At 61.2% G+C, this 26,342-nt stretch carries 22 protein-coding genes; 15 read left to right on the top strand and 7 right to left on the bottom strand.

All coding sequences use genetic code 11. From position 1 onward, the window contains the following. Positions 1–72: 72 nt before the first annotated feature. The 7 genes from B0E42_RS18680 to fabI all read left to right on the top strand — a co-directional run bounded on the left by B0E42_RS18680 (position 73) and on the right by fabI (position 9,998). The gene (locus B0E42_RS18680) at positions 73–1,521 is read left to right on the top strand and encodes a transglycosylase SLT domain-containing protein (protein WP_018605773.1); all 1,449 of its coding nucleotides are present in this window, start codon (positions 73–75) and stop codon (positions 1,519–1,521) included. A gap of 269 nt (positions 1,522–1,790) precedes the next feature. Continuing rightward, positions 1,791–3,623 (top strand): extracellular solute-binding protein, encoded by a 1,833-nt coding sequence (locus B0E42_RS18670; RefSeq protein ID WP_053189026.1) that lies wholly within the window; start codon positions 1,791–1,793, stop codon positions 3,621–3,623. Continuing rightward, positions 3,620–5,473 (top strand): extracellular solute-binding protein, encoded by a 1,854-nt coding sequence (locus B0E42_RS18665; protein ID WP_077507008.1) that lies wholly within the window; start codon positions 3,620–3,622, stop codon positions 5,471–5,473. Before B0E42_RS18670 ends, B0E42_RS18665 begins: the two co-directional genes overlap by 4 nt. A gap of 4 nt (positions 5,474–5,477) precedes the next feature. Continuing rightward, positions 5,478–6,551: a microcin C ABC transporter permease YejB gene (locus tag B0E42_RS18660; RefSeq protein ID WP_018605768.1), complete on the top strand. Its 1,074-nt coding sequence runs from the start codon at positions 5,478–5,480 to the stop codon at positions 6,549–6,551. A gap of 1 nt (position 6,552) precedes the next feature. Further along, positions 6,553–7,572 (top strand): ABC transporter permease, encoded by a 1,020-nt coding sequence (locus tag B0E42_RS18655; RefSeq protein ID WP_018605767.1) that lies wholly within the window; start codon positions 6,553–6,555, stop codon positions 7,570–7,572. Position 7,573: 1 nt separating this feature from the next. Beyond that, a complete protein-coding gene (locus tag B0E42_RS18650; RefSeq protein ID WP_014339033.1) occupies positions 7,574–9,184 on the top strand; it encodes an ABC transporter ATP-binding protein in 1,611 nt (536 codons plus the stop codon). Positions 9,185–9,203: 19 nt separating this feature from the next. After that, complete coding sequence (fabI, locus tag B0E42_RS18645) at positions 9,204–9,998, top strand: enoyl-ACP reductase FabI (RefSeq protein WP_014339032.1); 795 nt, start codon at positions 9,204–9,206, stop codon at positions 9,996–9,998. Between the two features lie 195 nt (positions 9,999–10,193). On the opposite strand, the gene B0E42_RS18640 is transcribed toward fabI, so the two are convergent. Next, positions 10,194–11,156 (bottom strand): diguanylate cyclase, encoded by a 963-nt coding sequence (locus B0E42_RS18640; protein ID WP_053189032.1) that lies wholly within the window; start codon positions 11,154–11,156, stop codon positions 10,194–10,196. A gap of 138 nt (positions 11,157–11,294) precedes the next feature. Between B0E42_RS18640 and B0E42_RS18635 the strand changes: the two genes are divergently transcribed. Then, the gene (locus B0E42_RS18635; protein WP_053180223.1) at positions 11,295–12,119 is read left to right on the top strand and encodes an AraC family transcriptional regulator; all 825 of its coding nucleotides are present in this window, start codon (positions 11,295–11,297) and stop codon (positions 12,117–12,119) included. 189 nt (positions 12,120–12,308) lie between these two features. Here B0E42_RS18635 and B0E42_RS18630 read toward each other — a convergent pair whose 3' ends face one another. Continuing rightward, positions 12,309–12,896: a LysE family translocator gene (locus tag B0E42_RS18630; protein ID WP_014337925.1), complete on the bottom strand. Its 588-nt coding sequence runs from the start codon at positions 12,894–12,896 to the stop codon at positions 12,309–12,311. A gap of 174 nt (positions 12,897–13,070) precedes the next feature. On the opposite strand from B0E42_RS18630, the gene B0E42_RS18625 reads away from it, so the two are divergent. Further along, the gene (locus B0E42_RS18625) at positions 13,071–14,525 is read left to right on the top strand and encodes a TrkH family potassium uptake protein (RefSeq protein WP_077507007.1); all 1,455 of its coding nucleotides are present in this window, start codon (positions 13,071–13,073) and stop codon (positions 14,523–14,525) included. Between the two features lie 70 nt (positions 14,526–14,595). On the opposite strand, the gene B0E42_RS31520 is transcribed toward B0E42_RS18625, so the two are convergent. Continuing rightward, positions 14,596–15,084 carry a hypothetical protein gene (locus tag B0E42_RS31520; RefSeq protein ID WP_018605763.1) on the bottom strand — a complete coding sequence of 163 codons (489 nt, stop codon included), beginning with the start codon at positions 15,082–15,084 and terminating at the stop codon, positions 14,596–14,598. Positions 15,085–15,228: 144 nt separating this feature from the next. Between B0E42_RS31520 and B0E42_RS18615 the strand changes: the two genes are divergently transcribed. The 4 genes from B0E42_RS18615 to B0E42_RS18595 all read left to right on the top strand — a co-directional run bounded on the left by B0E42_RS18615 (position 15,229) and on the right by B0E42_RS18595 (position 18,532). After that, entirely contained in the window at positions 15,229–16,311 is a 1,083-nt protein-coding gene (locus tag B0E42_RS18615; protein WP_077507006.1) for a bifunctional transcriptional activator/DNA repair enzyme AdaA, read from the top strand. A 23-nt stretch (positions 16,312–16,334) separates the two neighbouring features. Further along, entirely contained in the window at positions 16,335–16,952 is a 618-nt protein-coding gene (locus B0E42_RS18610) for a DNA-3-methyladenine glycosylase (protein WP_077507005.1), read from the top strand. A 201-nt stretch (positions 16,953–17,153) separates the two neighbouring features. Then, the gene (locus B0E42_RS18600) at positions 17,154–17,642 is read left to right on the top strand and encodes a GFA family protein (protein WP_018605760.1); all 489 of its coding nucleotides are present in this window, start codon (positions 17,154–17,156) and stop codon (positions 17,640–17,642) included. A 101-nt stretch (positions 17,643–17,743) separates the two neighbouring features. Continuing rightward, positions 17,744–18,532: a MipA/OmpV family protein gene (locus B0E42_RS18595; RefSeq protein WP_077507048.1), complete on the top strand. Its 789-nt coding sequence runs from the start codon at positions 17,744–17,746 to the stop codon at positions 18,530–18,532. Between the two features lie 30 nt (positions 18,533–18,562). Here the strand turns inward: B0E42_RS18595 and B0E42_RS18590 are convergent, their stop codons facing one another. From B0E42_RS18590 to B0E42_RS18580, 3 genes are all read right to left on the bottom strand, one after another. Next, entirely contained in the window at positions 18,563–19,849 is a 1,287-nt protein-coding gene (locus tag B0E42_RS18590) for an ATP-binding protein (RefSeq protein ID WP_018605758.1), read from the bottom strand. Continuing rightward, entirely contained in the window at positions 19,850–20,557 is a 708-nt protein-coding gene (locus B0E42_RS18585) for a winged helix-turn-helix domain-containing protein (RefSeq protein WP_024619205.1), read from the bottom strand. It lies immediately after the preceding gene. A 140-nt stretch (positions 20,558–20,697) separates the two neighbouring features. Then, positions 20,698–21,306: a tRNA-(ms[2]io[6]A)-hydroxylase gene (locus tag B0E42_RS18580; RefSeq protein WP_024619204.1), complete on the bottom strand. Its 609-nt coding sequence runs from the start codon at positions 21,304–21,306 to the stop codon at positions 20,698–20,700. Positions 21,307–21,484: 178 nt separating this feature from the next. Between B0E42_RS18580 and B0E42_RS18575 the strand changes: the two genes are divergently transcribed. After that, on the top strand, positions 21,485–22,348 hold the full coding sequence (locus tag B0E42_RS18575) for a universal stress protein (RefSeq protein ID WP_077507003.1): 864 nt from the start codon (positions 21,485–21,487) through the stop codon (positions 22,346–22,348). A 168-nt stretch (positions 22,349–22,516) separates the two neighbouring features. Here the strand turns inward: B0E42_RS18575 and B0E42_RS18570 are convergent, their stop codons facing one another. After that, positions 22,517–22,987 (bottom strand): DUF1289 domain-containing protein, encoded by a 471-nt coding sequence (locus tag B0E42_RS18570; RefSeq protein WP_018605754.1) that lies wholly within the window; start codon positions 22,985–22,987, stop codon positions 22,517–22,519. 408 nt (positions 22,988–23,395) lie between these two features. Between B0E42_RS18570 and acnB the strand changes: the two genes are divergently transcribed. Beyond that, positions 23,396–26,005: a bifunctional aconitate hydratase 2/2-methylisocitrate dehydratase gene (gene acnB / locus B0E42_RS18565; RefSeq protein ID WP_024619202.1), complete on the top strand. Its 2,610-nt coding sequence runs from the start codon at positions 23,396–23,398 to the stop codon at positions 26,003–26,005. Positions 26,006–26,342 lie beyond the last annotated feature (337 nt).

Genomic DNA, 26,342 nt, shown 5'->3' with positions numbered 1-26,342 from the left:
TGAAAGGTTGACCTGTTGGGGTGCGCTTCCTAGAATCGGCCGACATTTTTGCCCGGAACTTACTTCCAGCCAATGTCGTCATCTATACGCAGGTCCGTCCAGTCAGACACATTGACCCGCTTGGCTCAAGCCATCGCGGTGGCTGTGTCCGCCACCTTGGCGGGCTGCCAGAGCACGAGCCAGCCGCCGCAGACCGACGCGGCGCACACCCCGAATATCGCCGCTCGCGCCAAACAGAAGCCGGTATGGCTCACCGAGAAACCCAGCCCCCAAGTACCCCAGGACGTCTGGGAACGCATGCGCCAGGGCTTCCAGCTGCAGGAAACAGCCGGCGTCAACCCGCGTATCGAGCAACAGCGCCTGTGGTTCGCCAGCAACCCCTCCTTCCTGGAGAACGCCGGTGAGCGCGGCAGCCTGTACATCCATTACATCGTCGAACGCCTCGAAGAGCGCAACATGCCGCTGGAGCTGGCGCTACTGCCGGTGATCGAGAGTGCCTACAACCCCATGGCCTATTCCCGGGCCAACGCGGTGGGCCTGTGGCAATTCATCCCGTCCACGGGGCGTTACTTCAACCTGCGCCAGACCCGCTTCTATGACGGGCGTCGCGACATCACCGCTTCCACCACGGCCGCCATGGACTACCTGACGCGCCTGCACGACATGTTCAACGGCGACTGGTTGCTGGCGCTGGCGGCCTACAACGCCGGCGAAGGCACGGTCAGTCGCGCCATCGAGCGCAACGAGAAGCTTGGCCTGCCCACCGACTACTGGAACCTGCCGCTGCCCAGCGAGACCCAGGCCTATGTGCCGAAGCTGCTGGCGCTGTCCCAGGTGGTGCTCTCGCCCGATGCCTATGGCGTGAACCTCAACCCGATCGCCAACGAACCCTATTTCCAGGTCGTCGAGATCAACCAGCGCATGGACCTGTCCAAGGTCGCGGCGGTGGCCAACATCGATGAAGACGAGCTGTTCCAGCTCAACCCGGCCTTCAAGCAGCGCACCACCATCGACGGCCCGCAGCACCTGCTGGTACCCACCTCCAAGGCTCAATTGCTGACCGCCAGCCTGTCGACCATGCGCCCGGAAGAGCTGATCAGCCAGCGCTCGCTCAAACCGGTCTTCGAATCGGCCGATGACAGCGACGTGGCAGGTGCGAAGCGCACCTACCGCGTCAAGCGCGGCGACAACCTGGCCCAGATCGCCAAGGCCAACAACGTCCAGACCAAGGACCTGCAACGCTGGAACAGACTCAGCGGCAACAAGCTCAAGGTCGGCCAGACCCTGGTGATGCAGGATGCCAAGGCCAGCAAGGCCACTGGCAAGCGCATCAGCACCGTGGTGGCCGCCAATAGCAAGGACCCGAAGAAGCAGACCCAGTACAAGGTCAAGCAGGGTGATTCGCTGTACGTCGTCGCCAAACGCTTCAACGTGGAAATGCAGCACCTCAAGCGCTGGAACCCGCGGATGGGCAAGGCACTCAAGCCTGGGCAGATGCTGACGGTCTATTCCCCGCACTGAGATGACCGGGGAGCTTTGTGTGGTGAGGGGCCCCATCTGTGGGGGCAAGGCATGTGGGAGCAAGGCATGTGGGAGCAAGGCTTGCCCGCGATGGCCGCACCGCGGTTTAACAGTTGAACCGCGATATCGTTCATCGCGGGCAAGCCTTGCTCCCACAGGTATCCGCTTAGCTGACTGGCATCCCCTCTAAACCCCGCCTTTTTCCTGCCGATACAAGCTGTTACTGTACAGGCCATAAAAGCCCAAGCCGCCTGGATCGGATCTCATACTTGATACGTCCCCTCCTCCTGCTCCTGATCAGCCTGGCCTTGAGCTCTCCCGCCAGCGCAGCCATCAGCGAAAGCCATGGCTATGCGCAGTTCGGCACGCTCAAGTACCCGGCCAGATTCACCCACTTCGACTGGGTCAACCCGCAAGCGCCCAAGGGCGGAGTCTTGCGGGTCATGGCATTCGGCACCTTCGATACGCTCAACCCCTACACGTTCAAGGGCAGCAGCCCGGTTTCCACGCCCAACTTCCTGCAGTACGGTATCAATGAGCTGAACGAACCATTGATGGTCGGCACTGGCCAGTACGCCCCCTCCGGTGACGAACCGACGTCGAGCTATGGCCTGATCGCCCAGTCGGTGGAATACAGCGAAGACCGCAGCTGGGTGGTTTTCAACCTGCGCCCCGAAGCGCGGTTTCACGATGGCGTGCCCATCACCGCCTATGACGTGGCGTTCTCCTACAGGACGCTGCTCAAGGACGGCCACCCGCAGTACCGCACCAACCTGCAGGAAGTGCTGCGGGTCGACATTCTCAACCCGCTGAAAATCCGCTTTGTCTTCAAGCGTGCGGGCAATCCGCTGCTGATCCTGCGCCTGGGTGAACTGCCGGTGTTGCCCCAGCATTACTGGAAAGACCGCGATTTCAAGGCGACGACCTTCGAACCGCCCCTGGGCAGCGGGCCGTATCGCATCATCAAAGTGCAACCAGGCCGCCAACTGGTGTTCGAGCGGGTCAAGAACTACTGGGGCAAGGACCTGCCGGTCAATCGCGGCAAATACAACTACGACCGCATGGACGTGGAGTTCTACCGTGACAGCGAAGTCGCCTTCGAAGCCTTCAAGGCTGGCGAGTTCGATATCTACATCGAACACCAGGCCAAGAACTGGGCCAACGGCTATCAATTCCCGGCGGTCAACCGGGGCGATGTCATCAAGGCGCAAATCCCCCACCAGATCCCGACCCAGACCCAGGGCCTGTTCATGAACACCCGGCGCAGCACGTTTGCCGAGGTCAAGGTACGTGAAGCCTTGGGGCTGATGTTCGATTTCGAGTGGACCAACCGCACCCTGTTCAGCGGCGCCTACAAGCGCACCCTCAGTTACTACCCCAACAGCGAATTCTCCGCCACCGGCCTGCCGGTGGGCCATGAATGGCTGTTGCTCAAGCCGTATCGGGAACAATTGCCGCCCACACTGCTCACCGAGCCCTTCAGTTTGCCCAAGACCGACGGGCGCGGCATCCCCCGGGAAACCTTGCGCAAGGCCCTGGGTCTCTTGAAGGAAGCCGGCTGGAGCCTTAGCGGCCAGCGCCTGCTCAATGCCGACAGCCAGCCCCTGAGTTTCGAAATCCTGCTGGTGAACCCGAACCTTGAGCGCATCCTGCAGCCCTACGTCGAAAACCTCGCCAGCATCGGCATCCAGGCCCGGTTGCGCACAGTGGATCGCGCCCAGTACAAACAGCGCCTGGACCAGTTCGATTTCGACATGATCCTGCTGACCTTGGGCCAGACCCTCAGCCCGGGCCTTGAGCAATGGCAGTACTTCCACTCCAGCCAGGTCGGGGTCAAGGGCAGCAAGAACTACGCGGGGATCGCCAACCCGGTGGTCGACCACCTGCTGGAAAAATTGCTCGCCGCCCAGACCCGCGACGAACAGGTCGCCGCCGGCAAAGCCCTGGATCGCGTGCTGTTGTGGCAGCATTACTGCATTCCCAACTGGTATCTCAATTATCATCGCCTGGCGTACCGCAACCGGTTCGCCTTCGTCACCACGCCGCCCTACACCCTGGGCCTGAGCGCATGGTGGCTGAAATCTTCGGAGAAAGATCAATGAAGCCTCTACGTGCCCTGCTTCTGCAGGCCAGCAGCCTGTTATTCGCCGGGTTGGCCTGCGCCGCGCCACAGCACGCCTTGACCTTGTACAACGAGCCGCCGAAATACCCGGCGAACTTCAAGCATTTCGACTACGTCAACCCGGATGCGCCCAAGGGCGGCATCTTCCGCCAGGGCGGCTTTGGGGGTTTCGACAGCCTCAACCCATTCATCAGCAAAGGCGTGCCGGCCGATGACATCGGCCTGATCTACGACACCCTGGCCAAGCAGGGCCTGGACGAACCTTTCACCGAATATGGCCTGATCGCCGAAAAAATCGAGAAAGCCCCGGACAATGCCTGGGTGCGCTTCTACCTACGCCCCGAAGCCCGCTTCAACGACGGCCACCCGGTACGGGCAGAAGACGTGGTCTTCAGCTTCCAGACCCTGACCAGGGACGGCGCGCCGATGTTTCGCGGCTATTACAACGATGTTGCCGACGTCATTGCCGAAGACCCACTCAAGGTCCTGTTCAAGTTCAAGCACACCAACAATCGCGAACTGCCGTTGATCCTCGGCCAACTGCCGGTATTGCCGAAGCACTGGTGGGCCGAGCGCGACTTCAGCAAGGGCAACCTGGAAATCCCCCTGGGCAGCGGCCCCTACAAGGTTGCCGAAGTGAAGGCCGGTCGCTCGATCCGCTATGAGCGGGTGAAGGACTATTGGGGCAAAGACCTGGCGGTCAATCGCGGCTTCTACAATTTCGACGTACTGGTCACCGACTACTACCGCGACAACACCGTCGCGGTCGAAGCGCTCAAGGCCGGTCAATTCGATTTCTGGTTGGAGATGACCGCCAAGAACTGGGCCAATGCCTACAACATCCCGGCCGTGACCGAGGGCCGGCTGATCAAGGAACAGATCCCCAACGGCAACCCCACCGGCATGCAGGGCTTTATCTACAACCTGCGCCGGCCGATCTTCCAGGATGTCCGGGTACGCAAGGCCTTGAGCCTGCTCCTCGATTTCGAGTGGACCAACAAACAACTGTTCAACGGCGCCTACGCTCGCACCCGCAGCTACTTCGAGAATTCGGACATGGCCGCCACCGGCCTGCCCGGCGAAGACGAACTGAAGATTCTCGAGCCCCTGCGCGGCAAGATTCCCGAGCAAGTCTTCACCGACGCCTTCCAGCCTTCAATGTGCGACGGCAGCGGCATGATCCGCGACCAGCAGCGCAAGGCCTACCAATTGCTGCAGGAAGCCGGCTGGCGCATCGTCGACGACAAGATGGTCGATGCCCAGGGCAAACCGGTGGTGCTGGAGTTCCTGCTGGCCCAGACCGAGTTCGAACGGATACTGCTGCCGTTCAAGCGCAACCTGAGCGACCTGGGCATCGAGCTGATCATCCGCCGAGTCGACGTCTCCCAGTTCGTCAACCGCGTACGCTCCCGAGACTTCGACCTAGTGGTGGGCAGCTTCCCGCAATCCAGCTCGCCGGGTAACGAACAGCGCGAGTTCTGGATGTCGGCCGCCGCCGACAAGCCCGGCAGCCGCAACACCATGGGCCTGAAGGATCCGGCCGTGGACCAACTGGTGGAACAACTGATCAACGCCGATTCGCGCAAGAGCCTGGTGGCCCACGCCCGAGCACTGGACCGGGTTTTGCAGTGGGGCTACTACGTGATTCCCAACTGGCACATCAAGACCTGGCGCGTGGCCTACTGGAATCACATCGGTCATCCGGAAATCACGCCAACCTATGACATCGGCACCACCACCTGGTGGGTCAAGCCGGAGGTCAAGCCGGCCGATGAAGTTGAGAAGCAGGTCATCGAGCAGCAAATCGCCGCCCCTGCGAGCGTGGAGTAACAAGATGCTGGCTTATATTTTTCGGCGACTGCTGCTGATCATCCCGACCCTGTTCGGCATTCTGCTGATCAACTTCGTCATCATCCAGGCCGCGCCCGGCGGGCCGGTGGAACAGATGATCGCCAAGCTCGAGGGCTTCGAAGGCGCCACCAGCCGCATTGCCGGCGGCGGTGCCGAAGTGGCGGTGGCCGGCTCCTCGTACCGCGGTGCCCAGGGCCTGGATCCGGCACTGGTCAAGGAAATCGAGCACATGTACGGCTTCGACAAGTCGGCGCCCGAACGCCTGTGGATCATGATCAAGAACTACGCCCACCTGGACTTCGGCGACAGTTTTTTCCGCGATGCCAAGGTCATCGACCTGATCAAGGAAAAGATGCCGGTGTCCATCTCCCTCGGGTTGTGGAGCACGCTGATCATGTACCTGGTGTCGATCCCGCTGGGGATCGCCAAGGCCACGCGCCACGGCAGCCATTTCGATGTCTGGACCAGCTCGGCCATCATCGTCGGCTACGCGATCCCGTCGTTCCTGTTCGCCATCCTGCTGATCGTGGTGTTTGCCGGCGGCAGCTATTTCGACTGGTTCCCCTTGCGCGGGCTGACCTCCAACAACTTCGACGAATTGAGCATGGGCGGCAAGATCCTCGATTACTTCTGGCACCTGGCCTTGCCCGTGACCGCCCTGGTGATCGGCAACTTCGCCACCATGACCCTGCTGACCAAAAACAGCTTCCTCGACGAAATCAACAAGCAATACGTGGTCACCGCCAAGGCCAAGGGCCTGACCCGCCATCGGGTGCTCTACGGCCACGTATTCCGCAACGCCATGCTGCTGGTGATCGCCGGCTTCCCTTCGGCCTTCATCGGGATCTTCTTTACCGGCTCCCTGCTGGTGGAAGTGATCTTCTCCCTCGACGGCCTGGGCCTGATGAGTTTCGAAGCGGCGATCAACCGCGACTATCCGGTGGTGTTCGGCACCCTGTTCATCTTCACCTTGCTGGGGCTGGTGGTGAAACTGATCGGCGACTTGACCTACACCTTTGTCGATCCGCGCATCGACTTCGAAAGCCGGGAGCATTGAGATGAACCTGTCCCCTCTCAATCGCCGCCGCTTCGAACTGTTCAAGGCCAACAAGCGTGGCTGGTGGTCACTGTGGCTGTTCCTGATCCTGTTCGGGCTGAGCCTGGGCGCCGAGTTGATCGCCAACGACAAGCCGCTGGTGGTGCATTACGACGACGGCTGGTACTTCCCGGCGCTCAAGCGCTACCCGGAAACCACGTTCGGCGGCGAGTTCCCGCTGGAAGCCAACTACAAGAGCCCCTACATCCGCGAACTGCTGGCGACCAAGGACGCCTGGGTGCTGTGGGCACCGATTCCGTTCAGCTACCAGAGCATCAACTACGACCTGAAGGTCCCGGCCCCGGCGCCGCCCTCTTCGGTGAACTGGCTGGGCACTGACGACCAGGGTCGCGATGTCCTGGCCCGGGTCATCTATGGCTTCCGTATCTCGGTACTGTTTGCCCTGACGCTGACCGTGCTCAGCTCGATCATCGGCGTGATCGCCGGCGCCCTGCAGGGCTTCTATGGCGGCTGGGTGGACCTGGCCGGCCAACGTTTCCTGGAAATCTGGTCGGGGTTGCCGGTGCTGTACTTGCTGATCATCCTGGCCAGTTTCGTGCAGCCCAACTTCTGGTGGCTGCTGGGCATCATGCTGCTGTTTTCCTGGATGAGCCTGGTGGACGTGGTCCGTGCCGAGTTCCTGCGCGGGCGCAACCTGGAATACGTGCGCGCCGCCCGGGCCCTGGGCATGCAGAACGGCGCGATCATGTTCCGCCACATCCTGCCCAACGCCATGGTCTCGACCATGACGTTCATGCCGTTCATCCTCACCGGCGCCATCGGCACCCTCACCGCCCTGGATTTCCTCGGCTTTGGCCTGCCGCCGGGCGCGCCGTCGCTGGGCGAGCTGGTGGCCCAGGGCAAATCCAACCTCCAGGCGCCGTGGCTGGGCATCAGCGCGTTCGCCGTGCTGGCCGTGATGCTGAGCCTGTTGGTGTTCATCGGCGAGTCCGCTCGCGATGCCTTCGATCCGAGGAAGTGATATGAACCAGGATAATCTGATCGAAGTGCGCGACCTGGCAGTGGAGTTCATTGTCGGCGAGCGTCGCCAGCGCGTGGTCGAGGGCGTCAGCTTCGATATCAAGCGCGGCGAAACCCTGGCCCTGGTGGGTGAAAGTGGCTCGGGCAAATCGGTCACCGCCCACTCGATCCTGCGGTTGCTGCCCTACCCGCTGGCCCATCACCCCACCGGCACTATCCAGTACGCCGGCCAGAATTTGCTGGGTTTGAAGGAAAAAACCATCCGGCATATCCGTGGCAATCGGATCGCGATGATCTTCCAAGAGCCGATGACCTCCCTCAACCCGCTGCACTCCATTGAAAAACAGATCAATGAAGTGCTCGGCATCCACAAGGGCCTGAGCGGCAAGGTCGCGACCCGCCGCACCCTCGAGTTGCTGGAACTGGTCGGCATCCCCGAGCCCCACAAGCGCCTCAAGGCCCTGCCCCACGAGCTGTCCGGCGGCCAGCGCCAGCGGGTGATGATCGCCATGGCCCTGGCCAACGAGCCGGAACTGCTGATCGCCGACGAGCCGACCACCGCGCTGGATGTCACCGTCCAGCTGAAAATCCTCCAACTGCTCAAGGAATTGCAGGCGCGATTGGGCATGTCGCTGCTGCTGATCAGCCACGATTTGAACCTTGTGCGAAGAATTGCGCATCGCGTATGTGTCATGCAGCGCGGTTGCATCGTCGAACAGGCATCGTGCGAAGAGTTGTTCCGCGCACCGCAGCATCCGTACACTCGGGAGCTGCTGGGCGCCGAGCCCAGCGGCACCCCGGCGAACAACGTTGTCGGCCCGCCGTTGTTGCAGGTCGAGGACCTGAAAGTCTGGTTCCCGATCAAGAAAGGCCTGTTCAAGCGCACGGTAGACTACATCAAGGCCGTGGACGGTATCCGCTTCAGCCTGCCCCAGGGCCAGACCCTGGGCATCGTCGGCGAAAGCGGTTCCGGCAAATCCACCCTGGGGCTGGCAATCCTGCGGTTGATCGGCAGCCAGGGCGGGATCCGCTTCGAAGGCAAGCAGCTGGACAGCCTGACGCAGCAACAAGTCCGGCCGCTACGCCGGGAGATGCAAGTGGTGTTTCAGGACCCGTTTGGCAGCCTGAGCCCACGGATGTGTGTAAGCCAGATCGTCGGCGAAGGCCTGCGGATCCACAAGATCGGCACCGAAGCCGAACAGGAACAAGCGATAATTGCGGCATTGAAGGAGGTAGGCCTGGACCCGGAAACCCGGAACCGCTACCCCCATGAATTTTCCGGAGGGCAACGGCAGCGTATCGCCATTGCCCGGGCCCTGGTGCTCAAGCCGGCGTTGATTCTGCTGGATGAACCGACGTCGGCCCTGGACCGTACCGTGCAACGCCAAGTGGTGGAGCTGTTGCGGTCGTTGCAAACCAAGTACAACCTGACGTACCTGTTTATCAGCCATGACCTGGCTGTCGTCAAAGCGCTGAGCCACCAGTTGATGGTGGTCAAGCATGGCCAAGTGGTCGAACAAGGTGATGCCCGCAGCATATTCGCCGCGCCGCAGCACCCCTATACACAGCAGTTGCTGGAGGCCGCCTTCCTGGCCCCAACAACTGCCGAATAACCTGAAAGAGGAGCAACACATGGGTTTTCTCGCCGGTAAGCGCGTACTGATCGTCGGTGTCGCCAGCAAGCTGTCCATCGCATCCGGCATCGCCGCCGCCATGCATCGCGAGGGCGCTGAGCTTGCCTTCACTTATCAGAACGACAAACTCAAGGGTCGTGTCGAAGAGTTCGCACAGGGCTGGGGTTCGAGCCCTGAGCTGTGCTTCCCGTGCGACGTGGCCAGCGATGAAGAAATCGCCAAGGTCTTCGAACAACTGAGCAAGAAGTGGGACGGCCTGGACTGCATCGTGCACTCCGTGGGCTTCGCCCCGGGCGACCAACTGGACGGCGACTTCACCGAAGCCACCACCCGTGAAGGTTTCCGCATTGCCCACGACATCAGCGCCTACAGCTTCGTGGCCCTGGCCAAGGCCGGTCGCGAAATGATGAAAGGCCGCAACGGCAGCCTGCTGACCCTGTCGTACCTGGGCGCCGAGCGCACCATGCCGAACTACAACGTCATGGGCATGGCCAAGGCTTCCCTGGAAGCCGGCGTCCGTTACCTGGCCGGCTCCCTGGGCCCGGACGGCACCCGCGTCAACTGCGTATCGGCAGGCCCGATCCGCACCCTCGCCGCTTCCGGCATCAAGAACTTCCGCAAGATGCTGGCCGCCAACGAAGCGCAAACCCCGCTGCGTCGCAACGTCACCATCGAAGAAGTCGGCAACGCCGGCGCCTTCCTGTGCTCGGACCTGGCATCGGGCATCAGCGGTGAAATCATGTACGTGGACGGCGGCTTCAACACCACCGCCATGGGCAACATCGAAGAGTAATCTTCACGTTGCAGCAAAAACGCCGCTTGCCCTGGAAAGGCCAAGCGGCGTTTTTTTATGCCCACTACAAATCCCTTGTGGGAGCGAGCCTGCTCGCGATTGCGGTGGGTCAGTTGACATAAATATTGAGTGTGACTCGGTCATCGCGAGCAGGCTCGCTCCCACAGGGATAGGCGGTGGCCTGATCAGTCTATGTTAGCTGCGTAACGCCTGTTTCTGCGTGTACATCGCCGCATCCGCGTCCGCCAGTAGCGTGTCGATCGACTGATGGCGCTGGGCGTCGTACTCGATCTGGCCGACACTGAAACGAATGTCATAGCCACGCTGCAACATCGCATTGCGCTCATCAAGGATTTCCTTGAGCCGCACCATGATCGCCGCTGTCTCGACATGGGAAGAACCGGTGAGCAGTGCCACGAACTCATCACCGCCCAAGCGCCCGATCACGTCACTTTCGCGAAAGGCGATACGCAGCACATCGGCGAAGGTTTTCAGCGCGCTGTCACCCTCGGCATGCCCATAACGGTCGTTGATCGGCTTGAAGTCGTTGAGGTCGAAGAACAGCAACGTCGCCGGCCGCGACAAGCGATCACATACATTCAAGGCATGCTGGGCCAACGTCTTGAAGCCGCGCCGATTGGACAACAGCGTCAGCTCGTCCATGCTCGCCATCTGCACCGCGACCATTTCCTGCTCGGCCATGCGCGCCAGGTCGCGCAGCAGCTCGCGCTCTTCGTCATTGAGCTTGCGCGGCCGGGTGTCGAGCAGGCACAACGTGCCGAGCTTGCTGCCGTCCTCGAGCCCCAGCGGATACCCGGCGTAGAAGCGAATGCCTGGCTTGTCCGTGACCAACGGGTTGTCGTGGAAGCGCTCGTCCTGTTCCGCGTCGCAGATCTCCAGGATCTGATCCTGCAAAATCGCATGCCCACAAAACGAAACGTCCCGCGGGGTTTCGCTGGCTTCCAGGCCGGCGCTGGACTTGAACCATTGCCGGTTGGCGTCCACCAGGGACACCAGGGCGATGGGCACGTCAAACAGGCGTCGGGCAAGGCGGGTCAGGCGGTCAAACCGCTCTTCGGGTGCGGTATCCAGCAGCTTGAGCGAGTGCAGATTCTTGAGGCGATCGGCTTCGTCGTCCGGTTTGCGTGGCACAAGCATCGGAAACTCCATTGGCAGGACTTCATGAAGTCTAGCCCAGGACCAATGCCGTTCAAACCGAACGGCTAAATCCCACGGGCATTTGCCGGCCAGGGCTAATACACTGCCACTCAAGGTTCAAGACGAGGACGCTGACCGATGAAGCACGCCCCCCATGACGACGCCCCACGCTTCTGGCGCGACGCGGCCCTGCCCTTCATCGAAGCCCGGGCCATCGGCGACGGGCGCAAGGTCTGCTACTCGCGCCATTCCCATGACCACTTTTCCATCGGCGCGATCACCGCCGGGCGCAGCACCTACCTTCACGAACGCTCGAACTTCCAGGTGGAGAGCGGCACGGTGGTGCTGATGAACCCCGGCGACGTCCACGCGTGCAACCCGATCGACGATCAGCCGTGGTCCTACGTGATGCTGTACGTCGACACCCAGTGGCTCAGAGACTTGCAGCGCCGTATCGGCTTTGACGAAAACCTGGATTTCCAGGGCTTCGCCACCACGCACAGCCGCGACGTGGAACTGTTTGCCGCGCTGGGGAAGCTGTATGAGCAATTGGTGGACGCGCAACTCGACACCGCCCACAAACACGCCGCCGCCGAGGCGTTTTTCATCGACCTGCAACAGCGGCTCAACCCAGCCGGTCGTCCGGACCGGGGCAGCCATCCGGGGCTGATGCGTGCGGCGCAATTCATCCACGACCATTGCAGCGAAGCCTTGAAGCTCGAAGACATCTGCACCGCCGCGCAACTGTCGCCGTCCTACCTGAGCCGAGCCTTCAAGCGCCATTACGGGATGACGCCCCACGCCTTCCTGGTCAACCGCCGGATCCAGTTTGCCCGGCACCAATTACGCGAAGGCAAGCTGATCGCCGACGTGGCGCTGGACAGCGGGTTTGCCGACCAGGCGCATTTCCAGCGCGCATTCAAGCAACACCTGGCGGCTACGCCCGGCCAGTATCGCGGCTGACCACCTCGCCGTTGTGGCTAGGGGGAGTTATCCCGCTGTTGTGGCGAGGGGATTTATCCCCGCTGGGGCGCGAAGCGACCCTAAAACCTGACAACTCGGTGCATCAGATAGATCCAGGGGCTGCTGCGCAGCCCAGCGGGGATAAATCCCCTCGCCACAACAGCGTTCCAACCGCAAGGACGGGTTGGCTCACGGCAACAACAGATACACCGCACTGGCCACCAACAACACCGCCATCGCCCGATTGAACAGGCGCATGGTCGCCGGATTACCCAGCCAGGTGCGCAGAAAACTCCCGGCATAGGCCCAGCAGCCCACCGAGACGTAGCAGATCACCAGGTAGATCGCCGCAAACTGCCACACCAGCCGCGCCTCGCCATCGGCCACGAATGCCCCCATCCCCGCCACGCAGGCCAGCCACGCCTTGGGATTGAGCCATTGCATCAGCGCGCCATAGAACATCGAAGGCGCCCGCCCCTCGTCTTCGCCGCCCAGGTGCCCGCTGTCCATCGCCAGTTTCCAGGCCATGAACAACAGGAACGCCACGCCGCCCAGTTGCACCACTCGTGTGAGACCAGGCCAGCGCTGCAACACTTCATGCAACCCCAGCCCCATCAGCACCAGCAGCAAGACAAACCCGAGGGTGGCGCCGGCCACATGGCGCAGGGTGGCACGAAACCCGTACCGGGCCCCAGAGCTGAGGGCGACGATATTGACCGGGCCGGGTGTAATGGAAGCCACCAAAGCAAAAGTGGCCATGGAAAGTATCAAGCTCATCACTTATCTTCTTCATTCCAGGAAAGAGCCCCCAAGGTAATGGGCCCGGCTTCGGTGGTATTGAAGAAAACTGCCTTGTCGACGAGCGCGACCGCTCATTTTTTTACGCAAACTTTACGCGCCAGTCGATTCACCAAATCGATACTGTGCGGCTCATTGAATCAGGCGTTATTCATGTCCATTGCGGTTCTGCGTCTCATCGGTTTCATCCTCGGCATTTTCCTGATTACCCTGGCGATCAGCATGGCGATTCCGCTGTTCACGCTGATGCTCTACGAGCGCAACGATGACTTGTCGGCGTTTCTCTGGTCGAGCCTGATTACCTTCGTCTGTGGTATCGCGCTGGTCGCCCGTGGACGACCGGAACATGTCCAGATGCGCCCCAGGGAAATGTATCTGCTGACCACCGCCAGCTGGGTTATCGTGTGCGCGTTCGCCGCCCTGCCGATGGTGTTCATCCAGCACATCAGCTATACCGATGCGTTTTTCGAGACCATGTCCGGTATCACCACCACGGGCTCGACCATCCTGACCGGGCTGGACACAGCGTCTCCCGGCCTGCTGATCTGGCGCTCGATGCTGCATTGGCTCGGCGGGATCGGCTTTATCGGTATGGCCGTGGCGATCCTGCCGCTGCTGCGGGTCGGCGGTATGCGGCTGTTCCAGACCGAATCATCGGATTGGTCGGAAAAAGTCACGCCGCGCTCCCATGTCGCGGCGAACTACATCCTGTGGATCTATATCGGATTGACCGCCCTTGCCACCCTGGCCTTGTGGTTGGCCGGCATGACGCCCTTCGAGGCGATCAACCACGCAATGTCGTTGATTTCCACCGGGGGCTTCTCAACCTCCGATGCGTCCCTGGCGCACTGGCCTCAACCGGCTATTCATTGGGTATCAGTCGTTGTCATGATGGCCGGATCGCTACCCTTTACGCTGTATGTAGCGACACTGCGGGGAAACAGGCGCGCGTTGCTCAAGGATCAGCAAGTTCGGGGCTTCATCGGATTTCTGGTCATTACCTGGCTCGTGGTAGGTACCTGGCTGAGCCTGAACAGCGACCATGAGTGGTGGGACGCGGTCCGCATCGTGGCCGTCAACGTTACCTCTGTCGTCACGACCACCGGCGTGGCGCTGGGTGACTACACGTTGTGGGGCAGTTTCGCCCTGTTGCTGTTCTTTTACTTGACGTTCGTTGGCGGCTGTTCGGGATCCACGGCCGGCGGGTTGAAAATCTTTCGCTTTCAAGTCGCCGGGGCGCTGCTGATGGGCAGCCTGAAACAACTGATCCACCCCCGGGCGGTGATCCGAAAAAAATACAACAACCACCCCATCGACGAAGAGATCGTCCGCTCGCTGCTGACGTTTTCGTTTTTCTTCACCATCACCATCGGCGCTATCGCCCTGGGGCTGGCGCTGATCGGCCTGGACTGGACAACCGCCCTGACCGGCGCGGCCACCGCCGTGTGCAACGTCGGTCCCGGACTGGGTACGATCATCGGGCCAGCGGGTAACTTCTCGACGCTGCCAGATTCGGCCAAATGGCTGCTGACCGTTGGCATGCTGCTGGGTCGACTGGAAATCCTGACGGTACTGGTGTTGTTCACGCCGGTGTTCTGGAAGTATTGAAGACTTCGGGCACAAGAACAAAAAAAGCCGCGATGCCCTGAACAGGCGTCGCGGCTTTTTTTTCAAGCGATCAGCGGTCGTTCTTGATCGAAGAACTGGTCGCGTTGGTCAGGCCCTTGGTGTTGTGGGTACCTGGCGTAGCGGTGGAAATCGCCGACGCCTTGGTCAGGCCGCGTGTATCACGGTCCTTGGCGATGGTCGAAGTCAGCGAGGACTTGCTGGTGCGATCGGTGCGGGTGGTGCCGGTGTGCTTGCCGCTCAGGCCATGATCGCGGGTGCGGGTGCCGACATGGTCGCTGGCCAGTCCCTTGCCAAGGCCGCTGGAGTCACTGGACTTGCCATTGCCCTGGCCTCCACCGATGCCACCACCATGGCCGCCGCCGTTTCCTCCACCGTGACCGCCACCCCCACCATTGCCACCACCGCCACCACCGCCGCCGCCATTGCCTGCGGCATAGCTCGAACCGATAGGCGACAGGTCGGCAGGCAGCAAGGCCGAGGCACCCAAGGCCAAGGCACAGACAGCAACGGCAATGAGGGATTTCTTATGTTTGGACATGATGTCTCCGAAAGACAAAAACAACGGTGAACCTTTAAGACTCAAAGGTTCCACTTTTGTTCGTGAGCATCCGACCAAGTGCGCGGAAATTCCCTGTCGATTTTTCGGTGGAGTCGTTCCGGGCACGGTTCTATGCTCAGCCCCATGAACCTACACGACTCGCTGCTCCCGCCCCATGCCGAGATGGTCCGCGCCATGCTCGAACGAGACACCGCCTATGAGGGGGTGTTCTTCACTGCGGTCAAGACCACCGGCATTTTCTGCCGCCCCAGTTGCACCGCGCGCAAGCCGAAGCCGGAGAACGTGGAGTTCTTCGCCCATGCCGACGAAGCCATGTCGGCCGGCTACCGGGCCTGCCTGCGCTGCAAACCGCTGGACGCCGCCGCCATCGCACCCGACTGGATCCAGGCCCTGCTCAAAACCGTGGACGCCGAACCCGACCTGCGCTGGACCGACGCCCTGCTACTGGAGCAAGGCATAGAACCGCTGAAATTGCGCCGCTGGTTCAAGCAACACTTCGGCATGACCTTTCACGCCTACCTGCGCACCCGCCGCCTGGGCATTGCCTTGGGCGGCATCAAGGACGGCACGTCCATCGATAATGCCGCGTTCGATTCCGGCTATGAATCGTTGAGCGGGTTTCGTGACGCCTTCGTGAAATCCTTCCACATCACCCCGGGTCGTGCGGCCCTCAGCGAGCCCTTGCTGTTCACCCGCCTGACTACGCCATTGGGACCGATGCTGGCCATGGCCGAGCGACGGGGCCTGGTGCTGCTGGAGTTCCTTGACCGCCCGGCCCTGACCAAGGAGCTGGAAGAGCTGCAGCAACGCTACGGCTACACGGTTGCGCCGGGCCACAACGCTCATTTGCAGCAAATCGAAACCGAACTGGCCGAGTATTTCGCCGGCAAGCTCACGGCCTTCAACGTCCCGTTGCACATGCCTGGCAGCGCCTTCGCCGTGCGGGTCTGGGCTGAACTGCAAAAGATCCCCTACGGCGAAACCCGCAGCTATGGTGGCGTCGCCACGGCCCTCGGCAGCCCTGGCGCCAGCCGCGCCGTGGGCCTGGCCAACGGGCAGAATCGCCTGGCCATCGTCATTCCCTGCCACCGGGTGATCGGCGCGGATGGCTCGTTGACCGGCTATGGTGGCGGACAACCACGCAAGGCGTTTCTGCTGCGGCTGGAAAAAGCCGCCGTGCAGGTGTCGCTGCCCCTGGCGTTTTGAACGCCCCGGAGAACGAACCCCTGATGCCTGTGCCCTACCACGACGCCAGCGCCTTGCTGGCAAGCCTCGATGAAGACTGGCGACGTCACGTCGAGACGATCGGCCCTTGCCTGCTGCAGCCCAAGCCGGCCCGCGATCCCCATGAAGCCTTGGTGCGGGCGATTGCCTACCAGCAACTGCACGCCAAGGCAGGCGATGCCATCCTCGGTCGGCTGCTGGCGTTGTTCACGCCGGGCCCGTTTCCCAGGCCTGAGCAGATACTGGCAACGGACTTTGCGCAACTGCGCAGCTGCGGATTTTCCGCCAGCAAGATCGCGACTATCCAAGGCATCGCCCAGGCGACGCTGGACGCAATCGTGCCGGATTACGCCACAGCACGGGCGATGGAGGACGAAGCGTTGATCGAGCGCCTGATCAGCTTGCGTGGCGTCGGACGCTGGACCGTGGAGATGCTGTTGATCTACAGCCTGGAGCGGCCAGACATCCTGCCGGCCGATGACTTTGGCGTACGCGAAGGCTATCGACGGCTCAAAGGGTTGGAGCAACAGCCCAGCCGCAAGCAGATGGTGGAGATCGGCCTGGCCTGGAGCCCTTATCGGACGGTGGCGGCGTGGTATTTGTGGCGGGTGCCCGGCCGCTAGACCGTGTCATCGTTCATCGCGAGCAGGCTCGCTCCCACAGGGGATTTCCTGTGTAGATACAATGTGTGGACACTGAAGATCAACTGTGGGAGCGAGCCTGCTCGCGATGGCGCCCGCACATTCAGCATAAATCCAACTGCCAAAAAAACCCGACCGTCTAGGCTGCCCAGAGTCATTACAGTCCCCAATCGGAGGTTCCCCATGCAACTAGAAGGATCCTGCCACTGCGGCGCGGTGTCGTTCACCCTCGACAGTGCCCACCCCTACCCTTACCAGCGCTGCTACTGCTCGATCTGTCGCAAGACCCAGGGCGGCGGCGGTTTTGCGATCAACCTGGGAGGCGACGCCCGAAGCCTGAAGGTTCACGGTCGCAAGCACATCTCGATCTATCATGCGCGGCTCAAGGACGAAGGCGATAAGCGCGCCCACCGCAGCAGCGCCGAACGGCACTTCTGTTCCTTGTGCGGTTCAGGACTATGGCTGTTCAGTCCTGAATGGCCGGACCTGATTCACCCCTTTGCCTCGGCCATCGACACACCGCTGCCGGTACCGCCGGAGCACACCCACCTGATGCTCGGTTCCAAGGCACCGTGGGTGGAAGTCGAGGTGCATCCCGGCGACCAGCCGTTCGAGGTCTATCCCGAGGAATCCATTGCCCAGTGGCATGAACGCCTGGGTTTGAGTCGTTAGGTCGCTTCACACTCTTTGACAATTTCCCGACAAAACTGTCAAAGATTGCCCGCCAGCAACTGCCTAGCATGGGCGCATCCAACTTCCATCCGGGTGCTCCCATGTTTCGTTCGCTGTGTCTGTCGTTGACTTCATCTGGCCTGCTTCTGCTCTGCGACTCATCGCAAGCCGAAGACTGGCGTTACAGCTTGCGGGCCGGCGCCGCCAGCGTGCCCCGCTACAGTGGCAGTGACGAACGCGTCGTGGCGCCACTGTTGGGCGCGAAGATCGTCAGCCCCTATGGCGTTTTTCTCGATACCGACAAGGGCGTGGGCTGGGTGTTTGACGAAGAAGACTTCGGTTTGCGCGTGTACATCGGTGCCAGCGATGTGCGCAAGGATCGCAAGAGCGGGTTCAAAGGCTCGGATGAACTCAACGGCATGGGCTCGATCAAGTCCAGGCCGGTGCTGGGGCTGGATGGGACCTATCAAATGGGGCCTATCGTCCTTGCGGCCAGCTTCGAACATGCGCTGGAAGAAAATGACGACAACCGTGATACCGGCTCCGCCTGGAACCGGCTGAAACTGAGCATCAGCATGCCGTTTTACGAGGGAAGCCATGGCAAGCTCATGGGCAGCCTCAACAGTCAGTTCGGCGACGGCGACTATGTCCGCACCTGGTATGGCGTCAGCGCCGCCCAGGCTTCGCGCAGTCAGTTCCGGGCCCACGACACCCATGGCGGGCGGGTGAGTCGCGGGGCGGATTTGACCTGGTCATTGCCGTTCAACGAACAGTGGAGCGTATCGACGGTGCTGGCCGTGCAGTACCTGGCCGGCGACGCAGCTCGCAGCCCGATTGTGGCTCGACGGATGCAAGCGTCGTTGGTCGGACAAGTGGCTTATGCCTTCTGAAGAGAAGGCTCCCTCGCGAATGCGCCCGATCTAATCGAGGTGCGACCAGGTCATGCGAAACGATGCTCCGCCCCAGGGCGAGTCCGCCACTTCCACGTGCCCGCGGTGAGATTGCGATACTCGTCGCACCAGCGCCAGGCCCAGGCCAAAACCCCCGGTGCGACGGTCGCGGCTGGCGTCCAGGCGCGCGAACGGCTCGAAGATCTTCTCCCGACCGTCCAGCGGCACACCCGGCCCGTCGTCGTTGACCCGCACTTCATAATGATCACCCGCACGCGTCAATGACACCTGCACTCGCTCATCAGCGTAGCGAATGGCATTGCGCAGCAAATTGATCACCGCGCGAGCCATGAAACGTGGCTCGATACGGACCACCTCGACCGGACACTCGCAAATCAATAGCTGTACCCCGGCGGCCTCCGCCTCCAGCGCCACACTGCCCACCACGCTGTCGAGCCAATCGCGAGCGCGGATGTCCTCCCGGACAATCACCGTGGCGCCCTGTTCAAGGCTGGCGTAAGTCAGCAGCTCGGAGACCATTTCTTCCAGCTCGCCGAGATCGGCGTACATGTCGGCAATCAATTCGCAGTTCTGGCTCGGATCGGGCTGCTGCTTGAGTTGATCCAGTTCAAACGACAAGCGTGCAATGGGCGTGCGCAGCTCATGGGACACCGCATTGGTGAGCTCGCGTTGATTGGCGATCAGGCCCTCGATGCGCGCCGCCATCAAATTGAAATGCTCGGCCAGGTCGCGAATGTTCGAACGCTTGGACAGCTGAATACGCACCGACAGATCGTTGCCGCCAAAGCGCTCGGCCGCCAGGCGCAGCTTCTCCAGGTCGCGCCAGTGAGGTCGCACCCAGAAAAACAGCACGAAACCGATCATGATCGCGATCATCAGGTAGGCCACGGCGAGATAGAACGTCATCAGGCTCGGCTCTGCCGGCAGCTTGATGCTCAGCAACTGCGAACCGTCGTCAATGCGCGAGATGAACTGTGTGTACTGCTCACGCATCACCACACGCCCCTGGGCCAACTCGGCTTGCTCCTGAGGGGTCAGGGCCACCTGATCGCGCTCGACCAAGGCCAGGCCCAAGCCGTAGTGAGGCCGCACGGTTTCCAATTGTCGCTCCCGGGCCGAACCGTCCAGGCCACGCAGTTGCTCGACCAATGACCAGGCCTGACCACGAACCGCCTCTTGGTTGTAATGCTGCATCTCACCGTCAAGAAGCGCTGCGAAGGTGCGATCAACCGTTTGCAACGCCAGCACCAAGCCAATCGTCATGACCAGGAACAATCCCAGGAATAACCGCAGCATCTACAGCTCCCACCCAAACGGATTGAACAGGTAACCCTTGCCCCAGACGGTTTTGATCCGCATCGGCTCCCGGGGATTGTCGTTGAGCTTGGCCCGCAGCTTGCTGACATAGACATCGACGCCACGGTTGAGACCATCGAAGGCAATGCCACGCATGCGGTTGAGAATGTCATCGCGCGACAGGATCTTGCCTGCCGCGCTTGCCAGCAGCCACAACAGCTCGAACTCCATGGTGGTCAGCTCGACCAAGTCACCGGCCAGTCGCACCTCCCGACTGCTGCGGTCGAGGGACAATCGTCCGAATTCAAGGGCACCGCGCACGGTGGTATCTGGCAATTGCCGACGTTGCAGCGCCCGCAGGCGGGCCAGGAGTACCGCAGGCTTGATGGGTTTGATCACGTAGTCGTCGGCACCGGATTCCAGGCCGAGGATATGGTCCACGTCATCTTCCTTGGCCGTCAGGATCACGATCGGGGTATCAGCAACGTTGCGAATCCCGCGGCACACCTGCAACCCACTCTGCCCCGGCAGCATCAAGTCGAGCACCACCACTTTGGGCTCGAATGCCAGAAACGCCGCCAGCGCCAGGTCGCCTCGGTGCTCGATACGCACCTCGAAGCCATGTTGAGAGAGAAAGTGCGCGATCAGTCCGGCGAGCCTTTCGTCATCCTCCACCAGCAACACTTTGCCCGAACCCAGGTTATCCATAACAACCGCCCGCCAACCCATAATTGAAGTGGCCGCATTATGGCGCCAAGCGACCACGGGACGGGTAGTGCAGACAGCAAAAACCGGCCTCATGGGCCGGCTTTCAACGAAGTTTCATGTTTTTAAGAGTTTTTAACAATTCAGGCCGCCATCGGCACACCACTGTGGAAACGAAACTCCACATCCGGTGATTCGATCAGCTCCCGCTCGGCCTCACGGACCTTGTCGATGACCTGGGCAATGTCCTTGGCGTCGCCGTACTGGTAAGCCAGTTTCAGGTACCCCTGGAAATGCCGGGCTTCGCTTTTCAGCAAGCCGAAATAGAACTTGCCCAGCTCTTCATCCAGATGTGGCACCAAGGCCTCGAAACGCTCGCAACTGCGGGCCTCGATGAAGGCACCCACCACCAGGGTATCCACCAGCTTGACCGGTTCGTGACTGCGTACCACCTTGCGCAGCCCCGAGGCATAACGCCCGGCGGAGAGCTGGCGCAAGCCGATCTTGCGCTTTTTCATCAAGCGCATGACCTGCTCGTGATGCACCAGCTCTTCCCGGGCCAGGCGCGACATCAGATTGATCAGGTCGACGTGGGAATGGTACTTGGCGATCAGGCTCAGGGCGGTGCTGGCCGCCTTGAATTCGCAGTTCTTGTGGTCGATCAGTAACGTTTCCTGGTCGGCCAGCGCGGCCTGGACCCAGGCATCGGGGGTGCGGCAACCAAGGAATTCGTGAATTTCGGGAAGATTCATGGGGCTCACGGGAAAAGGTAGTCGAGCGAAGGGCGCCGATTATACCGGCCTGCCCCCAGACCACCAGCTACCGCCGTTGATATGCATCAAGTCGACGACTCACCCACAGCGACTAGACTGCTCCACAACAACTATAGTTGAGCAACGCCAGCCTTTTTATTGCAGGAGAACGCCGATCATGCAAGCCATTCGCAGCATCCTGGTGGTCATTGAGCCCGAACATGCGGAAAGCCTGGCGCTCAAGCGCGCCAAACTGATCGCCGGAGTGACCCAGGCCCACCTGCACCTGCTGGTGTGCGACAAGAAGCATGACCATGCTGGCCTGCTCGGCGTGCTCAAGGCCGCACTGCTGGCCGACGGCTACAGCGTCACCACCGAGCAGGCCTGGAACGAAAGCCTCTACGAAACCATCATCGACGTGCAGCAGGCTGAAGGTTGCGGGCTGGTGATCAAGCAGCACTTCCCCGACAGCCCGTTGAAAAAAGCCCTGCTGACCCCGGCGGACTGGAAGCTGCTACGCCATTGCCCAACCCCGGTGCTGCTGGTGAAAACCGCCGGCTCCTGGAAAGACAAGGTGATCCTGGCGGCCGTCGACGTAGGCAATGCCGACGGCGAGCATCGCCACCTGCACACCACCATCATCGACCATGGCTATGACATCGCCCTCCTCGCCAAGGCGCACCTGCATGTGATCAGCGCCCACCCCTCACCGATGCTCTCGTCCGCCGACCCGACGTTCCAGCTCAAGGAGACCATCGAAGCCCGTTACCGCGAACAATGCCGGGCGTTCCAGGCCGAATTCGACATTGATGACCAACACCTGCACATCGAAGAAGGTCCCGCGGACGTCTTGATTCCGTACATGGCGCGCAAGCTGCAGGCGGCGGTGACGGTGATCGGCACCGTGGCCCGCTCGGGGTTGTCCGGGGTACTGATCGGCAACACCGCCGAGGCTGTGCTCGATACGCTGGAAAGCGATGTGCTGGTGCTCAAGCCGCAGGAGGTCGAGGACCATCTGGTGGAGTTGGCGGTCAAGGATTGACATACCAACCTGTGGCGAGGGGATTTATCTGTGGGAGCAAGGCTTGCCCGCGATAAAAACGACGCGGTCTCTCTGGAACCGAGGCGCCTGCATCGCGAGCAAGCTTTGCTCCCACAGTGGGGCGGTGTGACGTTTCGCTAAATCCCCTCGCCACAAAAGCTCTCTCTTTCAGCCGCCGAACGCATCCTTCAGGAACCCCGGCGCGATATAACGCTGGTAATGGGCTTCGGACAGAAGGAAAAACTCCCGATCAATGGCATCGCGCAGATCCGGCAGATCCCAGTCGCGAAACTCCGGCATCAACACCATGCCGTAGGCTTCCAGGTTGTTGATCACCCGCGCGCCGCGGGCAATCAGTTGATAGGCCCAGCAATATTGCGACTGGTGCGGCACAAAGCGGATCTTGCGCGACTCCAGTTGCTGACGAAGCAATACCGGGTCGAAAACCTCCAGTTTGGCCACCATCACCTGCACCAACAACTGCTCGAGCCGCATCCACACCGCGCGTTTTTCGTCCTCGTTGTAGCCGTTCCAGTGAATCACTTCATGGTGGAACCGCTTGCAGCCGCGGCACACCAGGTCACCGTAGACAGTGGAGCAAAGGCCGACGCAGGGGGTCTTGATGAGCTGGTTGGGCATAAGGAAACGCACACGCAAAAGCAGGACAGGCCGGCATGTTAGCCCTTTGTCTAAGATTGATCACCCCTCAAACTTCCAGGCCCAACTTACCTTTAATTTTTTTTTCCCGTAGAATCAGCCAGCCTTTTAAGGCGCCAATGTCCGTTAGAAGCTGTTTTCAAAGCGTCACGAGCACAGTCGTTCCTTCAGAGCGGTGTTGGCGAAGGGTCTTTCCAGCGGGGAAAGCCCAACGCCAACCCTCATCAGCTCCCCGTTCTGCAGGCGTAAAACTTTGAAAGCAGCTTCTGTGAGGAACGTGCGGAAACTCTGGCGTGGTGGCTCAAAAAGCCGCCGACGCGCATGAGTACCGTGGGTTCCTGGATGAGCGTCCCGGACACCCATTTGGGACCACTGATGAGGGTAATAACTGTGCTTGAAGCCTACCGCAAACATATCGAAGAGCGTGCAGCCCTGGGTATCGTTCCCCAGCCGCTTAACGCCGAACAAACCGCAGGCCTGATCGAGCTGCTGAAAAATCCTCCGGCTGGCGAAGAAGTTTTCCTCGTTGACCTGATCACCAATCGCGTTCCGCCTGGAGTCGACGAAGCCGCCTACGTCAAGGCCGGTTTCCTGTCCGCCCTGGCCAAGGGCCAGGCCCAATCCCCTCTGCTGGACAAGAAGCGCGCTGTTGAACTGCTCGGCACCATGCAGGGCGGCTACAACATCGTGACCCTGGTGGAACTGCTGGACGACGCCGAACTGGCGCCGGTAGCTGCCAAGGAACTCAAGCACACCCTGCTGATGTTCGATGCCTTCCACGACGTGGCTGAAAAAGCCAAGAACGGCAACGTTCACGCCCAGGGCGTGCTGCAATCCTGGGCCGACGGCGAGTGGTTCAAGAACCGCCCTGTGCTGGCCGACAAGATCAGCCTGCGCGTATTCAAGGTCACCGGCGAAACCAACACCGACGACCTGTCCCCTGCCCCGGACGCCTGGTCCCGCCCGGACATCCCGCTGCACGCCCTGGCCATGCTGAAAATGGCCCGTGACGGCATCGTTCCGGACGAGCAAGGCAAGACCGGCCCGATGAAGCAGATCGAAGAAATGCGCGGCCAGGGTTTCCCGATCGCCTACGTCGGTGACGTGGTCGGTACCGGTTCCTCGCGTAAATCGGCGACCAACTCGGTGCTGTGGTTCTTCGGCGACGACGTTCCTTTCGTTCCGAACAAGCGCGCCGGTGGTTTCTGCTTCGGCAGCAAAATCGCTCCGATCTTCTACAACACCATGGAAGATGCCGGCGCACTGCCTATCGAGTTCGACGTTTCGAACATGAACATGGGCGACGTGATCGACCTGTACCCGCATGCCGGCAAAGTCTGCAAGCACGGTACCGATGAAGTCCTGACCACCTTCGAAATGAAGACCCCGGTCCTGTTGGACGAAGTCCGTGCCGGCGGCCGTATTCCGCTGATCATTGGCCGTGGCCTGACCGAGAAGGCTCGCGCCGAGCTGGGCCTGCCAGCGTTCGACCTGTTCAAGAAGCCTGAAGCACCCGCTGAAAGCACCAAGGGTTTCACCCTGGCGCAGAAGATGGTCGGCAAGGCTTGCGGCCTGGCAGAAGGCCAAGGCGTCCGCCCTGGCACCTACTGCGAACCGAAAATGACCACCGTGGGTTCCCAGGACACCACCGGTCCCATGACCCGTGACGAACTGAAAGACCTGGCATGCCTGGGCTTCTCGGCTGACCTGGTGATGCAGTCCTTCTGCCACACCGCGGCCTATCCAAAGCCGATCGACGTGACCACCCACCACACCCTGCCTGACTTCATCATGACCCGCGGCGGCGTTTCCCTGCGTCCGGGCGACGGCATCATCCACTCGTGGCTGAACCGCATGCTGCTGCCAGACACCGTGGGTACCGGTGGTGACTCGCACACCCGTTTCCCGATGGGCATCTCGTTCCCGGCCGGCTCCGGCCTGGTCGCGTTCGCCGCAGCCACCGGCGTCATGCCGCTGGACATGCCGGAATCGATCCTGGTGCGCTTCAAGGGCAAAATGAAACCTGGCATCACCCTGCGTGACCTGGTTCATGCCATTCCGTACTTCGCCATCCAGAATGGCCTGCTGACCGTCGAGAAGAAAGGCAAGAAAAACGCCTTCTCCGGCCGCATCCTGGAAATCGAAGGCCTGGAAGGCTTGACCCTGGAACAGGCTTTCGAATTGTCCGACGCCTCGGCCGAACGTTCGGCTGCCGGTTGCACCATCAAGCTGTCGAAAGAGTCGATCACCGAGTACCTGCAATCGAACGTCACCCTGCTGCGCTGGATGATCGGCGAAGGCTACGGTGATGCACGTACCCTGGAACGTCGCGCCCAAGCGATGGAAGCCTGGATCGCCAACCCGCAACTGATGGAAGCCGATGCCGACGCCGAATACGCCGAAGTCATCGAAATCGACCTGGCCGACATCAGCGAGCCTGTGCTCTGCGCGCCAAACGATCCGGACGACGCCCGTCTGCTGTCCAGCGTTGCTGGCGAGAAGATCGACGAAGTGTTCATCGGTTCGTGCATGACCAACATCGGTCACTTCCGCGCTGCCGGTAAGCTACTGGAGCAGGTCAAGGGCCAGCTGCCAACCCGTCTGTGGCTGTCGCCGCCGACCAAGATGGACGCTCACCAGCTCACCGAAGAAGGCTACTACGGCATCTACGGCAAGGCCGGTGCACGGATGGAAATGCCAGGCTGCTCGCTGTGCATGGGTAACCAGGCACGCGTCGAGCCGAACGCCACCGTGGTGTCGACTTCGACCCGTAACTTCCCGAACCGTCTGGGTGACGGCGCGAACGTCTACCTGGCTTCGGCCGAACTGGCGTCCGTTGCTTCGATCCTGGGTCGCCTGCCGACCGTCGAGGAGTACATGGAATACGCTGGCAAGATCGACAGCATGGCAGCGGACGTGTACCGCTACCTGAGCTTCGACCAGATCGCCGAGTTCCGTGAAGCGGCTGCAAACGCCAACATCCCGGTCGTCCAAGCCTAAAGCTTAAGACGCCCGACTGAAAACGCCGCCCTTCTTGCTAGGGGCGGCGTTTTTTTATGCCTGTCTATTTCGGGGAATGCCTTTTTTTGTTGGGGACATATCCGTTGCTGCGGTAACGGCGGCTTAGGGTTCCGCTCTTACAGCGGGTCACTTTTGGAAGAGCGCCAAAAGTAACCAAAAGCGCTTTGCCCCACCACTTGGTGCCTCGCTTAGGCTCGGCATGCCCTCACTCCGGCATTGCTCCGTGGGCCGCCGCGAAGGGCCATCCATGGCCCAGCGCGGCTACCTCGGCATCCATGCCGAGGTGCCCGCTGGGCAATGCCTGCGTTCGGCCATC

It is taken from the genome of Pseudomonas sp. A25(2017), from assembly GCF_002001065.1.
GTDB classification, from domain to species: Bacteria; Pseudomonadota; Gammaproteobacteria; order Pseudomonadales; family Pseudomonadaceae; genus Aquipseudomonas; species Aquipseudomonas kilonensis.
This window is presented reverse-complemented; position numbering and strand designations above follow the sequence as displayed.